Here is a 13,646-nt window from a genome sequence, read left to right on the forward strand (position 1 = left end):
CCTTCGTGGGATGTGCAGGAGGGTCAGCGCGGAAGCAGCGTCAGCAGCGTCGCCTCCGGGCGGCACGCGAATCGCACCGGCGCGTAGATGGAGTGGCCCAGACCCGCGCTGACGTTCAGCGGTACCGTCCGCCCCTCGTGCGTCCACTCGCTCAGACCCCGCGCCTGCTCGAGCGGGATGTCGCAATTAGACACGAGCGCCTTGCGGCTGAAGGGCACGCGTACCTGACCGCCGTGCGTGTGACCCGCCAGCAGCACATCGGCGCCGAGGTCCACGAACGTGTCGAGCGTCCGCCGATACGGCGCGTGCATGACGCCGAGCGTGAGGTCGGCGGCATCCAGTTCCTCGAGGACCGGAGGGATGAGCTCGGGGTGGTCCCACCGGCGATGCGCGTCGTTGACGCCGAAAGCGGTGACGCGCAGGCCGTTGATCTCGATCGAGACGGCCGTGTCGTCGAGGATGCTCCACCCGAGGTCGTCGGTGAAGAAACGATCGAGCGCATCGACGTCGAGATGCTTGTGCTTGGGCACATTGCCCGAGGGGCCGAGAAAGTACCGTAGCGGGTTCCTCGGTGCGGGCTCCTGGTAGTCGTTCGATCCGTGCACCACGAGTCCCGGGACGCCGCGCAGCGGAGCGAACGCCGTGCGGATCCCGGTGAGTCCGTCGCGGTGGCCGAGGTTGTCGCCGGTGTTGACGACGAGGTCGGGGGCGAGCTCGACGAGGCGAGCCATCCACTCCTGCTTGCGGTGCTGCCACGGCGCCATGTGCGCGTCCGAGACGTGCAGCACGCGCATCGGCTCGGAGCCCTTCGGGAGCACCCTCAGAGCGTGGTAGCGCACCGTGAAGAGATACCGTTCGACCCCGATGCCCCAGGCCGCGGCCCCGACGGCGGCCGCCCCCGCGACCCCGAGGGGCGCGAGGGCGGCCGTCACGAGCGGGCGCGTCACGGACACTGCCGGGCGACGACCGTGAGGGCGATCGCCGTGCTCTTGTTGGCCGCGGAATCGGCGGCCGGGTTCGTGCCGGTCACCTGACCCTCCGGCGGCGCACCGGGCTCGCTCTGGCACGAGCCGATCGAGACGTTGCCGAAGCCCGCCGCGGCGAGGCTGGCGCGGGCCGCGTTGACGTTCTGCCCCGCGACGTTCGGCACCGTGGCGCCCTGACCGTTGCCGGGGCTCAAGGTGATCACGGAGCCGGCGGGAGCCGAACCGCCACCGGGGCTCTGAGCGGCGACCGTGTCGGGACCCGAGGGCGAGTCGACGGGATCGCCCACGTTCACGCGGAAGCCCGCGTTCTGCAGGGTCGATGTGGCGGCCGAGATGCTCTGGCCCACGACGTTCGGCAGATCGCGCTGCTGCGTGCGCAACAGGTTGGACACCGGGTCGGGGAAGCGGTCGCCACCGTAGAACTCGTTCGCGGCACTTTGGATGTCGCGGGCCAGGATGTAGCGGATGCTGCTCAGCTCGGTGCGGTTGTAGTACTTGCGGAACAGGTCGACATCGCCCTCCCAGTTGCCGACCCACACGGCGGTGGTGGCGTTCGTGGACGACTCGATCATCCACGTCTCGTGACCCTCGTGGGTACCGGTCTTGCCCATGACGGGCGTGCCGTCGCCGGGGTTGGCGGCCACGCCGGTGCCGCCTCGGGCCATGACGCCCTGCAGGGCGTATGCGGTGGTCGCGGCGATCTCCGGGGTGAGGGCGGTCGTGCAGGTGCGCTCGGGGATCGGGCGCTCCTCGCCGCTGGCGGTGGTCACCTTGTCGATGACCTTCGGCTGGCACTGGCTGCCGCCGTTGGCGACGGTCGCGAACGCCCCCGCCATCGCGATGGGCGAGACGTTGTCGCTACCGATGACCTCGTTGGCGTTCTCCATCTTGATCTCGCGGCCGTCACCCGTCTGCACGCCGAGCTTCTTGACGACCTTCGAGATGTCGCAGAGGTCGAGCTCGGCGGCCATGGCGAGATATCCGGTGTTCAGCGAGTCGCGCGTGAACATCATGGGCGTTCCGACGTAGCCGGGGTCCTGAGCGAAGTTATTGATGCGGATCCCACCAGGATTGACCCAGTTCCCATAGCAGGAGTTCGTCATGTTCGGCACGGGCTGGAGCCGCCCGTTGAGCGTCTCATTGAGCGAGTGGCCCTTCTCGAGCCAATCGACGAGCGTGAAGAGCTTGAACGTCGATCCGACGCTGAAGCCGATCGAGCCGCCGTTCTCCGAGTCCCCGGCGAAGACGATCTGATTGTATGACGGGTCTGACTTCGAGAGCTCGGAATCCTGCGTGAACTTCGTGTTCTGGGCGATGGCGAGCACACGCCCGGTCTTGGCCTCGAGGCTCACGGCGGTCGAACCGAAGTTCATTCCCTCATAGCTCTGTGGCGCGTTCTCGTTCATCGTGTTCTGAGCGGCATCCTGCATGCGCCAGTCGAGCGTCGTCTGGATCGTCAGACCGTCCTGGCGCAGCGCTCGGACACGGTCATCGGTCTCGGCGCCGAAAGCCGGGTCGTTGAGGATGGTCGAGACGACGTACTGGCAGAAGTACGGGGCACCCGAGGAAGCGCACCCCTGCTCGGTTTCGGAGATCTGCGGTGTGATCGGCTCGACCGCGTACTGCACGTACTGCTCGTGCGTGATCTTGCCGTCGGCCTCCATGCGGCTGAGCACGTAGAGCTGGCGTCCCTTGGTCTCGCTGTAGCCGTCGGCGGCGGCGACGAGCTGGTCCTGGGTGATCTCGCCGTTGTCGCGCAGCGTGTACAGACCCTGGATCGTGCCCTGGTCAACGTCGTCGATGGAACCGTCGGGAGCCTTGTTCTCCGACGTGCCGTCCCCGTAAACGATCGAGCCGTCGGGGCGGTCGATGCGGAAGCGGTTGGGGTTCTGCACCATGCCCGCGAGGACCGCGGCCTGACCGACGTTCAGATCGGCGGCCGAGACGTTGAAGTAGCGCTTCGCTGCGGCGTCGATGCCGTAGGTGACGCCACCGAAGTTGGCGATGTTGAGGTAGCCGAGAAGGATCTGGTCCTTCGTGTACTCCTTCTCGAGCTGGATGGCGTAGCGCATCTCCTGCAGCTTGCGCTGATAGCCCTCGGCGCCCTCGGCCTGCACGGCCGCCAGGGCGCACTGCTGCAGCGCCTCGTCGCGGGTCATCGCGGCGGTGGTCTCGGTGGCCTCGGTGGCGCGCGCGTCGCGCTCGCATCGCTGCACGAGCACGTTCTTGACGTACTGCTGGCTGATCGAGGATCCACCCTGCGTCTCGCCGCCCGAGGCGTTGCTGAGCAGAGCGCGCGTCGTACCGATGAGGTCGACACCACCGTGCTGGTAGTAGCGCGGGTCTTCCGACGACAGGATCGCGTCGTACATGACCGGGTTGACCTGGTCGAAGGTGACGGGGGAGCGGTTCTGGTCGTAGAACTTCGCCAGCACCCGGTCACCCGCCATGAGCGTCGTCGGCTGCATGAGCTCGTCGGGCTGCAGGTAGCTCGGCATCTTGTCGAAGAGCGTGATGGCGCTGGAGGCAGCGGCACCGGAGACGGCGATGGCCGGCGTCACGGCGGCGGTGACCAGGAGTCCGGCGACCGCGCTCAGGCCGACGAGGCCGACGATGCCGCCGAGGGCACCGCTAGCCGTTCGTTTGTTCTCGGGCATAGGCTTGATGCTAAGCGACGTTGCTGGGCGATGCCTCGAAGGCGTGCGCTCGCGCGCGTACGCGTCCATCCCCGCGCGCGACACCCGCGCGCTCCGACCCACCGCCGGGAGCCCGACATGACCACGTGGGAGTACCTCACCACGCCGCTGCTGATCCACAACACCGCCGCGATCCTCAACAACTGGGGCAAGCAGGGCTGGGAACTCGTGCAGGTGGTGACCGGTCCCGAAGGCGGCCTCGTCGCGTACTTCAAGCGTCCCACCGGCGGGGGCGCGGCCAACGCCGGGCTCGGTGCCGCCGAGACCGCCGCACGCCAGTTCGAGGGCCAGCAGTGAGCGTCTCGGAGCGCCTCGCCGCGCTCGGCGTCGACGTCCCGGCGGTCGTGCCCCCGGTCGCCTCCTACATCCCCGCCAAGAGGTACGGCGACCTCGTCTACACCTCCGGTCAGCTGCCCATGGTCGAGGGTGCGCTCCCGGCGACCGGCAAGGTCGGGGAATCCGAGGGTCTGGTGGCCCCCGCCGACGCAAAGGCGTACGCCCGTCAGTGCGCGCTGAACGCGATCGCCGCGGCCGCGGCCCTCGTCGGCGGCGTCGACAACCTCACCGGAGTCCTCAAGCTCACCGGCTTCGTGGCATCCGTCCCCGACTTCACCGGCCAGCCCGGCGTCATCAACGGTGCGAGCGAGTTCCTCGGCGAGGTGTTCGGAGACACCGGGGCGCACGCGCGCTCGGCCGTCGGTGTGCCCGTGCTGCCGCTGGACAGCCCCGTCGAGGTCGAGGTCGTCTTCACCGTCGCCTGATCCCGCGACCTTCGTCGTTCGGAGCGTGAGTTTCCGCCACGGCGCTCAGGACGCCGGGGGAGTGGTGCCGGAGCCCGCGGGCAGGATCGGCGCGAGATACGTCCTCGCGAGTCGTCTCCGACGTACAGCAGCGGCATCCGTCGCTCGGCTGGAAGGGCTCCGGATGCCGCGAGCTCAGCCCGCCGGCATCCGGAACCGGGCGCTCACTTCACCTGGGCGCTGATGACGCTCATGACGGCGGTGTCCGCGAGCGTCGTCGTGTCGCCGACCTCCCGGCCCTCGGCGACGTCGCGAAGGAGCCGTCGCATGATCTTGCCCGAGCGGGTCTTGGGCAGTTCGCCGACGATGTAGACGTCGCGGGGACGCGCGATCGGTCCGATCTGCTGGCCGACCCAGGTGCGCAGCTCATCGCCGAGGCCTTCGACGGGGTGCTCCTTCAGGTAGCGGCTCTTGACGATGACGAACGCGACGACGGCCTGGCCGGTCGTCTCATCGGACGCTCCGACGACCGCCGCTTCGGCGACACCTTCGTGGCCGACGAGGGCCGATTCGATCTCGGCGGTCGAGAGGCGGTGGCCCGACACGTTCATGACGTCGTCGACACGACCGAGGAGCCAGACGTCGCCGTCGTCGTCGAGGCGCGCGCCGTCGCCCGCGAAGTAGTACCCCTTCTCAGCGAACTTCTCCCAGTAGGTCTCGCGATAGCGGTCGGGGTCGCCCCAGATGCCGCGCAGCATGCTCGGCCACGGCTCGGTGACCACGAGCAGGCCGCCGCTTCCGTTGCCGACCGGCTCGCCCTGGTCGTCGACCACGGCGATCGAGATCCCGGGCACGGGGACCTGTGCCGAACCGGGTTTGGTCTCGGTGACGCCCGGGAGGGCGGAGATCATGATGGCGCCGGTCTCGGTCTGCCACCAGGTGTCGACGATGGGGGTCTCGTCGGCGCCGATGATCTCGCGGTACCAGACCCACGCCTCGGGGTTGATGGGCTCGCCCACCGAGCCGAGCAGGCGCAGCGACGACAGGTCGAACTTCTGGGGGACGTCGCGACCGATCTTCATGAAGGAACGGATGGCGGTGGGGGCCGTGTAGAAGACCGTGACCCCGTGCTTCTCGATGAGTTCCCACCAGCGGCCCGGGTGCGGGGTGTCGGGCGTGCCTTCGTACAGCAACTGCGTCGCGCCGTTCGCGAGCGGGCCGTAGGTGACGTAGGTGTGGCCGGTGATCCAGCCGATGTCGGCCGTGCACCAGTAGACGTCGGTCTCGGGGTGGACGTCGTGCACGACGCGGTTGGTGAACGCCGCCTGAGTGAGGTAGCCGCCGGAGGTGTGCAGGATGCCCTTCGGCTTCCCCGTCGTGCCCGAGGTGTAGAGGATGAACAGCGGCGTCTCGGCCGGGAACGCCTGCGCCTCGTGCTCGGCGGCCGCCTGCGGGACCACGTCGTGCCACCAGAGATCGCGGTCCTCGGTCCAGTCGACCTCGTTGCCGCCCCGCTTGACGACGAGCACGTGCTCGACGGTCTCCTGGATGCCGGAACCGTTGCGGTCGGCGAGAGCCTGGTCGACCGCGGGCTTGAGGGGTGACACCTTGCCCTTGCGCCATCCGCCGTCGGCCGTGATGACGACCTTCGCACCGGCGTCGTCGATACGGGCGCGGAGGCTGTCGGCGGAGAACCCGCCGAACACGACCGAGTGCACCGCGCCGATGCGGGCGACGGCGAGCATCGAGGCGATGGCCTCGGGGATCATCGGCAGATACAGAGCGACGCGATCGCCCTGCTCGACGCCCAGGTCGATGAGGACGTTCGCGAGACGCTTCACTTCGTCGGTGAGTTCGGCGTAGGTGACGTTGCGCTGGTCGCCCGGTTCCCCTTCCCACCGCAGAGCGATGCGGTCGCCGTGGCCCGCCTCGACGTGTCGGTCGAGGCAGTTGTAGGCGACGTTGAGCTCGCCGTCGGCGAACCATTCCGCGAACGGCGGGTTCGACCAGTCGAGAACGTGCGTGAAGGGCGTGTGCCAGTGCAGCTCGCGGGCCTGGTCGGCCCAGAAGCCCTCGCGGTCCTCGGCTGCGCGCTCGTACAGGGCGCGGTCGCCGACGGCGTGGGCGGCGAACTCGGCCGACGGGGCGAACCGGCGGGTCTCGGTGAGGAGGTGGTCGATCTGGCTGCTCATCGCGGCGCTCCTTCGCGGTCACGAGACGCGCGCGACCGTGCGCGACGTCTTCATTGCGGTCACGTTAGTCACCGCCTCCGACAGCGGCCACCTCCGATAGTTGGCATCTCGCGACCCGGGAAACAGGTGATATATCGCGATGAATAGGTCGTGTCGTTTGGCTGCGCCCTGCCGCCCGCGTACGCTGTCTACCGCCCGAACATCGCTTCCGGCGCTCGCGTCGGGGGGAGCCCCCCAATTTTCCCCCGACGCGTGGCGGCATCCCTCGCCCCCCACTGACGGGATGCCGCCCCCTTCTTTTTCCGGCCCGATCGGGTCGATCCGTCCGGCCGAACGCCCGCGCCGGCACGAGATGGCGCTGGTGCCGCGGCCGTTCCTCCCCAGCCGGCGGCGACCCGGACCCGTCCACGGATCCGGCCACGGCCGCCGCGGAGCACTCCGGGTCGTCCGTAGGTTTCCGGCATGCCTTCGCCTCGACCTCTCCGGCTCCTGCCCCGTGTCGGTTCCTCTCCCGCGTGGAACGACGACCCGGCGTTGGCGTTCCTGGCGCCGTTCCTCGCCGATCCGGCCATCACCGACGTCTTCGTCAACGGCGAGAGCGGATTGTTCGTCGACCGCGGCGAGGGGATCGAACGCGTCGCCTCGTGGAGCGCGTCCGAGAGCGAGGTGCGTCGGCTCGCCGTCCGCCTGATCGCGCTCGGCGGGCGCCACCTCGACGACGCGTCGCCCTGCGTCGACGTGCGCCTCGACGGCGGTATCCGTGCGCACGCCGTGCTCGCCCCGGTCGCCGCCCGCGGAACCACCCTGTCGATACGCGTGCCCCGGTGGGCCGCTCCCGATCTGGAGACGCTGCAGCGGGGCGGGATGTTCACGACCCGTCAGCGCGAGAAGCTGGAGGCCCTCGTCGACGACCGGGAGAACATCCTGGTCACCGGATCGACCGGTGCGGGTAAGACGACATTGCTGACCGCCCTGCTCTCGCACGTGCCGGTGGGGGAGCGGATCATCACGATCGAGGAGGTCGCCGAACTGCGTCCCGCGCACCCCCATCACGTGGTGCTCGAGGCGCGCCAGCCCAACATCGAGGGCACCGGCGGCATCGATCTGGCCCGACTGCTGCGCGAAGCCCTGCGCATGCGGCCGGATCGCCTCGTCGTGGGCGAATGCCGCGGCGAGGAACTGCGCGAACTGCTCATGGCCCTCAATACCGGCCACGACGGCGGTGCCGGGACCCTCCACGCGAGTAGCCTCATCGACGTCGCCTCCCGCCTCGAGGCACTCGGTGCGCTCTCCGGAATGGATGCCACGACCACGGCGCGCCAGGTGGCCAGCGGCGTGGGAGCCATCGTTCAGGTCGAGCGCGCGGCGGGCCGCCGTCGCGTGGGGGGATGGGGGCGGCCTCTCGTCCGCGACGGTCGTCTCGTCATCCAGCCGGAGCGGTGGTCGTGATGCGAGCCGGAGGGACCACGCGTCCCGACGGCGCGCGGCGTGTGCGCCGCGGCCCCCGGGGCACCGGCAACGTCGATCCCGTCGAGACGGTGATGCGCCTTGCCGTCCTGCTCGCGGCGGGTCTCACCCCGGCGGGCGCGTGGACGCACCTCGCCGCGGGCGCATCCGACGGCCCCCTCCGCTCGGTCGCCGACGCCGCCGCGCGCGGCGCGGACGTGGGTCATGCGCTCCGGTGCGGCGGCGACGCGTGGGTAGAGATCGCGGCGGTGTGGACCGTCGCCGTCGAGACCGGTGCGCCGCTCGCCGAGACCCTCCGCGGCGTCGCCGTCGCCCTCCGGGACGCGAAAGAGGTGGCCGCCGACGTGCGCGTCGCGCTCGCCGAACCCGCGGCCACCGCGCGTCTGCTCGGTTGGTTGCCGCTGCTGGGCATCCCCATGGGGGCCGCGCTCGGGGTCGACACGGTCGGCGTCCTGACCACCGAGCCGCTCGGGGCGGCCTGCCTCGGCGCGGGTCTCGCGCTCGTCATCGCCGGACGGCTCTGGTCCCGGCGGCTGACGCGCTCGGCGTCTCCGCCGCCCGCGATCCGGGGCCTGCGCGCCGAGTTGTGGGCGGTCGCGCTGTCCGCCGGCGCCTCGGTCGATCGTGCCCGCGTCGTCGTCGCTTCTTCCCCTCTCCGCGCCGCGGGGTCGCCGGCAGACGAGAACGAGGCCGTCGACGCCACCCTCGGGCTCGCGGTGCGCGCGGGTGTCCCGGCGGTCGAACTCCTGCGCGGCGACGCCTGGCTCGCACGCCACCGCGCCCGCGCCGACGGCCGCACGGCCGCCGCCCGGTTGTCGACACGGCTGCTGATCCCTCTCGGGGTGTGCACGCTGCCGGCATTTCTCCTTCTCGCGGTCGCCCCGATGATGCTCGGCATCCTGCGATCTCCCGTTCTTCTCTGACCGCCCTACCGATATCCCCGAGGAGCTCCTATGAATCCGTTCTTCCGTCCCCGCACCTCCGCCGCTCTGCCCCCGCTCACCGGCGCCCGCGCCGGCGCCCTCTTCCTCGACGAGCGCGGGGCAGCCACCGCCGAGTACGCGATCGCGACCATGGCCGCCGTGGCGTTCGCGGGACTGCTCGTCGTGATCATGCGCAGCGACGAGGTGCGCGGCATCCTGACCGACCTGGTCCGTCGCGCCCTCACGGTGCAATGATCGGCCGCCCGCTCGACGAGCGCGGAGCGGTGACGGCCGAGTTCGCGGTCGCACTCCCCGCGGTGGTGGTCGTCCTCGCGCTCGGCGTCGGCGTCCTCGGATCCGCGGCGACCGGCGTGCGCCTGCAGCACGCCGTCACCGAGTCCGCGCGGCTTCTCGGCCGAGGCGACGACGGAGCGCTCGCCGCCGTCGCCTCGGCCGGTGGTGACGCCACGGTCGACCGACGCGACGGGACGGTGTGCGTGTCGGCGACCGTCCCCGTCCCGGTGGCGCTGCCGCTTCCCCCGGTGTCGGCGCGCGCCTGCGCCCTCGACGGAGGGCGCTGATGGCGGGGGCGATCTCCACGGTGGGGGTCGTCGCCGTCGCCGCGGGCCTCACCGTCTCCCTCGCGATCGTCGGGGGAGCGGCCATCGCCGCCCAGCGGCTGGCGGGCGTCGCGGACGCCGCCGCACTCGCCGCGGCCGACGTCGCCAGCGGAGCGGTCGCGGGGGTGCCGTGCGAGCTGGCTTCCCGCATCGCCGCAGAGGGCGGAGCGCAGCTGGAAGAGTGCGATGTCGCGGGCCTCATCTCCACCATCACCGTCGCCGGGGCGTACGGTGGAATCTCATTCGATGCGCGCTCGCGGGCCGGACCCCCCGAAACTCCGAGCCCGTAGTCCTCCCGGATCCCGAACAGGGAGGCGTGTGTATGGTGTGCATCGACGAAAGGACCCCAGTGGCAAACGGCAAGAAGCTCGTCATCGTCGAGTCCCCGACGAAGATGAAGTCGATCCAGGGATACCTCGGCGACGACTACGAGGTGCTCAGCTCGGTCGGTCACATCCGAGACCTCGCGTCGAAGAAAGAGATCCCGGCCGACAAGAAGGCGGCGTACGGCAAGTACTCCATCGACGTCGAGAACGACTTCGACCCCTTCTACGTGGTCAACGACCGCAAGACCAAGACGGTCGCCGAGCTCAAGCGCGCGCTCAAGGGGGCCGACGAAGTCCTGCTCGCCACCGATGGCGACCGCGAAGGCGAAGCCATCGCGTGGCACCTGCTCGAGGTCCTCAAGCCCAAGGTTCCCGTCCGCCGCATGATCTTCCACGAGATCACGAAGGACGCCATCAAAGAGGCCGCCGAGCACACGCGCGAGCTCGACGTCTCGCTCGTCGACGCGCAGGAGACGCGCCGCGTGCTCGACCGCCTCTACGGCTGGGACGTCTCGCCGGTGCTGTGGCGCAAGGTCGGCTCCGGCCGCGAGGGCACCGCGCTCAGCGCCGGGCGCGTCCAGTCCGCGGCGACCCGCATGGTCGTCGAGCGCGAGCGCGAGCGCATGGCATTCGTGTCCGCCTCCTACTGGGACGTCGAAGCCCTCGCCTCCCAGGCGGGCTCGTCCTTCACCACGCGCCTGAACCGTCTCGACGGCGCCCCCATCGCCCGCGGCGGCGACTACGACGACAACGGCCGGCTCAAGAAGGCCGTCGTGGTGCTCGACGAGACGCAGGCCCGTGCGCTCGCCGAGGCGATCACCGCCGCCGGCACCGCGACCGTCGCCAAGGTCGAGGCCAAGCCCGGCACGCGGAGCCCGCGCGCCCCCTTCACGACCTCCACGATGCAGCAGGAGGCCGGTCGCAAGCTCTCGATGAGCGCCAAGCACGCCATGGGCGTCGCACAGCGGCTCTACGAGAAGGGCTTCATCACCTATATGCGTACCGACTCGGTCGCCCTCTCCGGGCAGGCCATCTCGGCAGCACGCGCTCAGGCGGTCGCGCTGTACGGCGACAAGGCCGTCCCCGCGAACCCGCGCGTGTACAAGAGCAAGTCGAAGAACGCGCAGGAGGCTCACGAGGCCATCCGCCCGTCCGGCGAGACCTTCCGCACGCCCGCCTCGTTGGCGTCGTCGCTCGATCGTGACGAGCAGAAGCTCTACGACCTGATCTGGAAGCGCACGATCGCCAGCCAGATGGCGGATGCCAAGTACGAGACGACCACCGTCACCCTCACGGTGAAGGCCGGTGCGCAGGTGGCCGAGTTCACGGCATCCGGAACCGTCTACACCTTCAAGGGTTTCCTCGAGGCGTACGAAGAGGGTGCCGATGAGAAGCGCAACGACGACGACGCCGACCAGTCGCTGCCGGCGGTCGCCGTGGGCGACGAGCTGCGCGTCAGCGACGTCGAGCCGAAGGGGCACAGCACGTCGCCGAAGCCGCGGTACACCGAAGCGAGCCTGGTCAAGGCGCTCGAAGAGAAGGGGATCGGTCGCCCGTCGACCTTCGCCAGCATCATCGGCGTGATCCTCGATCGCGGGTACGTCACCAAGCGCGGTCAGGCCCTGGTGCCCAGTTGGCTCGCGTTCAGCGTCGTGCGGCTCCTGGAAGAGCACTTCGCCGACCTCGTGGACTACGACTTCACCGCTGCCCTTGAAGACGACCTCGACGCGATCGCCCGCGGCGAGCAGCGGCGCACCGAATGGCTGAAGTCCTTCTACTTCGGTTCCGAGAAGCAGGTCGGGCTTCGTCACATCGTCGACAACCTCGGCGAGATCGACGCGCGCGAGCTGAACTCGACGCGCATCACCGACACGGCCACGCTGCGTTTCGGCAAGTACGGACCCTACCTCGAGGTCACGGAGCCCGGCGCCGACCCCGACGCCAAGCCCCGCATCGTCAACATCCCCGAAGACCTCGCCCCCGACGAGCTCACCCCCGAGAAGGCGCAGGAGCTCATCGAGGCTCCCGTCGCCGGTGACCGGGTGCTCGGCGAGAACCCTGACAACGGCAAGCTCGTCGTCGTCAAGGACGGGCGCTTCGGTCCCTACGTGCAAGAGGTCGACGCCGAGGAGCCCGACGAGGTCGATCAGGCCACGGGCGAGGTCGTCGAGGCCCCGAAGAAGCGCGGCGCCAAGAAGGAAGCCGCACCCAAGCCGCGCACGGCGTCGCTCTTCCGCTCGATGTCCGTCGACACGATCGACCTCGGCACGGCCCTCCAGCTGCTGTCGCTGCCGCGCGTGGTCGGTGTCGACCCCGAGACGGATGCCGAGATCACGGCGCAGAACGGCCGATTCGGCCCGTACCTGAAGAAGGGCACGGACTCGCGTTCGCTCGACAACGAGCAGCAGATCTTCGACATCACGCTCGAAGAGGCGCTCGCGAGGTACGCCGAGCCCAAGTACGGAGCCCGCCGTGCCTCCAGCGCGCTGAAGGAGTTCGACGCCGATCCGGTCAGCGGCAAGCCGATCAGGCTCAAGGACGGCCGCTTCGGTCCGTACGTGACCGACGGCGAGACCAACGCGACGGTCCCGCGCGGCGAGAACGCCATGGAGATCACCTTCGAGCGGGCGGTCGAGCTGATCGCCGACAAGCGCGCGAAGGGGCCGGCGCCGAAGAAGACGGCAGCGGCGCGGAAGCCGGCGGCGTCGAAGACGGCCGCGGCCAAGACGGCCGCGGCCAAGACGACCGCGACCAAGTCCACTGCCACCAAGACGACGGCGACCAAGACGACGGCGGCGAAGTCCACCGCGGCCAAGACCACCGCGGCGAAGAGCACGGCGGCCAAGACGACCACGGGCGACACGGCTGCGCCGAAGACGACGGCCCGCTCGACGACGACCACGCGCAAGGCGCCGGCGAAGAAGTCGTGACCGACGACCGCGACCGGCCGCTGCACGCCCCGCGGGCGGCGGCGGCCGGTGGTCCCGGACTGTTCGTCACCTTCGAGGGCGGCGACGGCGCGGGCAAGACCACGCAGGCGTCTCTTCTGGACGACTGGTTGCGAGATCGAGGCCGTGACGTCGTCCGCACGCGCGAGCCGGGCGGGACCGACGTCGGGGTGCGCATCCGCGAGATCGTGCTGCACCACCGCGGCCACATCGATCCCCGCGCCGAGGCGCTGCTGTACGCCGCTGACCGCGCGCACCACGTCGAGACCGTCGTACGACCCGCCATCGCGCGCGGAGACGTCGTGATCCAGGACCGCTACCTCGACTCGTCGGTGGCGTACCAGGGTGCGGGCCGGGTCCTCGACGCCGACGACGTGCGCGCGCTCTCGCTCTGGGCCACGGACGGGCTCCTGCCCGACCTGACCGTCCTGCTCGACCTCGACCCGGCCGCCGCGCGACGCCGACTCGACGCCGACGACAAGCCCTTCGACCGGCTTGAGGCCGAGAAGGAGGACTTCCACACGCGCGTACGGACCGCCTTCCTCACCCTCGCCGCCGCCGAGCCGGAGCGCTTCCTCGTCCTCGATGCGACGCAGCCGGCCGAGGCGCTCGCGCAGCGCGTACGCGATGCCGTGGCGGCGCGGCTGGGCTGAGACGGTCGCAGGGCCGCGGGTCTTCTCCGTCCGGTCTGGACTCACGGGGGCGCCTTCGCGACGCGGGCCGGCCCAGACGATCATGCGCATGCTTC

The 13,646-nt window shown here is 70.2% G+C and carries 12 protein-coding genes; 9 read left to right on the forward strand and 3 right to left on the reverse strand.

Annotated elements, in window-relative coordinates; translation table 11 throughout:
* Window positions 1-23 precede the first annotated feature (23 nt).
* Complete coding sequence (locus Q9R20_RS10850) at window positions 24-947, reverse strand: metallophosphoesterase family protein (protein ID WP_311249355.1); 924 nt, start codon at window positions 945-947, stop codon at window positions 24-26.
* Window positions 944-3,643 (reverse strand): transglycosylase domain-containing protein, encoded by a 2,700-nt coding sequence (locus Q9R20_RS10855; protein WP_311249356.1) that lies wholly within the window; start codon window positions 3,641-3,643, stop codon window positions 944-946. Before Q9R20_RS10855 ends, Q9R20_RS10850 begins: the two co-directional genes overlap by 4 nt.
* A 117-nt stretch (window positions 3,644-3,760) precedes the next feature.
* Between Q9R20_RS10855 and Q9R20_RS10860 the strand changes: the two genes are divergently transcribed.
* Both Q9R20_RS10860 and Q9R20_RS10865 read left to right on the forward strand, forming a co-directional pair.
* Window positions 3,761-3,979 (forward strand): hypothetical protein, encoded by a 219-nt coding sequence (locus Q9R20_RS10860; RefSeq protein WP_056229468.1) that lies wholly within the window; start codon window positions 3,761-3,763, stop codon window positions 3,977-3,979.
* A complete protein-coding gene (locus Q9R20_RS10865) occupies window positions 3,976-4,443 on the forward strand; it encodes a RidA family protein (protein WP_311249357.1) in 468 nt (155 codons plus the stop codon). Before Q9R20_RS10860 ends, Q9R20_RS10865 begins: the two co-directional genes overlap by 4 nt.
* A gap of 203 nt (window positions 4,444-4,646) precedes the next feature.
* Here the strand turns inward: Q9R20_RS10865 and acs are convergent, their stop codons facing one another.
* On the reverse strand, window positions 4,647-6,614 hold the full coding sequence (gene acs / locus Q9R20_RS10870) for an acetate--CoA ligase (RefSeq protein WP_311249358.1): 1,968 nt from the start codon (window positions 6,612-6,614) through the stop codon (window positions 4,647-4,649).
* A gap of 462 nt (window positions 6,615-7,076) precedes the next feature.
* Here acs and Q9R20_RS10875 point away from each other — a divergent pair, with 462 nt between their 5' ends.
* The 7 genes from Q9R20_RS10875 to tmk are packed head-to-tail and all read left to right on the forward strand — an operon-like array spanning window position 7,077 to window position 13,551.
* On the forward strand, window positions 7,077-8,063 hold the full coding sequence (locus Q9R20_RS10875; RefSeq protein WP_311249359.1) for a TadA family conjugal transfer-associated ATPase: 987 nt from the start codon (window positions 7,077-7,079) through the stop codon (window positions 8,061-8,063).
* A complete protein-coding gene (locus tag Q9R20_RS10880) occupies window positions 8,063-9,004 on the forward strand; it encodes a type II secretion system F family protein (RefSeq protein WP_311249455.1) in 942 nt (313 codons plus the stop codon). Before Q9R20_RS10875 ends, Q9R20_RS10880 begins: the two co-directional genes overlap by 1 nt.
* A 30-nt stretch (window positions 9,005-9,034) precedes the next feature.
* Window positions 9,035-9,259 carry a DUF4244 domain-containing protein gene (locus Q9R20_RS10885; protein WP_311249360.1) on the forward strand — a complete coding sequence of 75 codons (225 nt, stop codon included), beginning with the start codon at window positions 9,035-9,037 and terminating at the stop codon, window positions 9,257-9,259.
* A complete protein-coding gene (locus Q9R20_RS10890) occupies window positions 9,256-9,585 on the forward strand; it encodes a TadE family type IV pilus minor pilin (RefSeq protein ID WP_311249361.1) in 330 nt (109 codons plus the stop codon). The genes Q9R20_RS10885 and Q9R20_RS10890 overlap by 4 nt, the downstream gene beginning before the upstream one ends.
* The gene (locus Q9R20_RS10895) at window positions 9,585-9,914 is read left to right on the forward strand and encodes a helicase (RefSeq protein ID WP_311249362.1); all 330 of its coding nucleotides are present in this window, start codon (window positions 9,585-9,587) and stop codon (window positions 9,912-9,914) included. Before Q9R20_RS10890 ends, Q9R20_RS10895 begins: the two co-directional genes overlap by 1 nt.
* 59 nt (window positions 9,915-9,973) lie before the next feature.
* Entirely contained in the window at window positions 9,974-12,880 is a 2,907-nt protein-coding gene (gene topA, locus Q9R20_RS10900) for a type I DNA topoisomerase (RefSeq protein WP_311249363.1), read from the forward strand.
* Window positions 12,877-13,551: a dTMP kinase gene (tmk, locus tag Q9R20_RS10905; RefSeq protein ID WP_311249364.1), complete on the forward strand. Its 675-nt coding sequence runs from the start codon at window positions 12,877-12,879 to the stop codon at window positions 13,549-13,551. Before topA ends, tmk begins: the two co-directional genes overlap by 4 nt.
* Window positions 13,552-13,646: the final 95 nt, after the last annotated feature.

It is taken from the genome of Microbacterium sp. PRF11 (assembly GCF_031844085.1).
Classification (GTDB): Bacteria; Actinomycetota; Actinomycetes; order Actinomycetales; family Microbacteriaceae; genus Microbacterium.

Coding starts and splice junctions, on each gene's coding strand:
- Q9R20_RS10885 (WP_311249360.1), top strand. CDS start 9,035: ATGAATCCGTTCTTCCGTCCCCGCACCTCCGCCGCTCTGCCCCCGCTC.
- Q9R20_RS10880 (WP_311249455.1), top strand. CDS start 8,063: ATGCGAGCCGGAGGGACCACGCGTCCCGACGGCGCGCGGCGTGTGCGC.
- Q9R20_RS10855 (WP_311249356.1), bottom strand. CDS start 3,643: ATGCCCGAGAACAAACGAACGGCTAGCGGTGCCCTCGGCGGCATCGTC.
- Q9R20_RS10890 (WP_311249361.1), top strand. CDS start 9,256: ATGATCGGCCGCCCGCTCGACGAGCGCGGAGCGGTGACGGCCGAGTTC.
- Q9R20_RS10875 (WP_311249359.1), top strand. CDS start 7,077: ATGCCTTCGCCTCGACCTCTCCGGCTCCTGCCCCGTGTCGGTTCCTCT.
- Q9R20_RS10860 (WP_056229468.1), top strand. CDS start 3,761: ATGACCACGTGGGAGTACCTCACCACGCCGCTGCTGATCCACAACACC.
- Q9R20_RS10895 (WP_311249362.1), top strand. CDS start 9,585: ATGGCGGGGGCGATCTCCACGGTGGGGGTCGTCGCCGTCGCCGCGGGC.
- acs (WP_311249358.1), bottom strand. CDS start 6,614: ATGAGCAGCCAGATCGACCACCTCCTCACCGAGACCCGCCGGTTCGCC.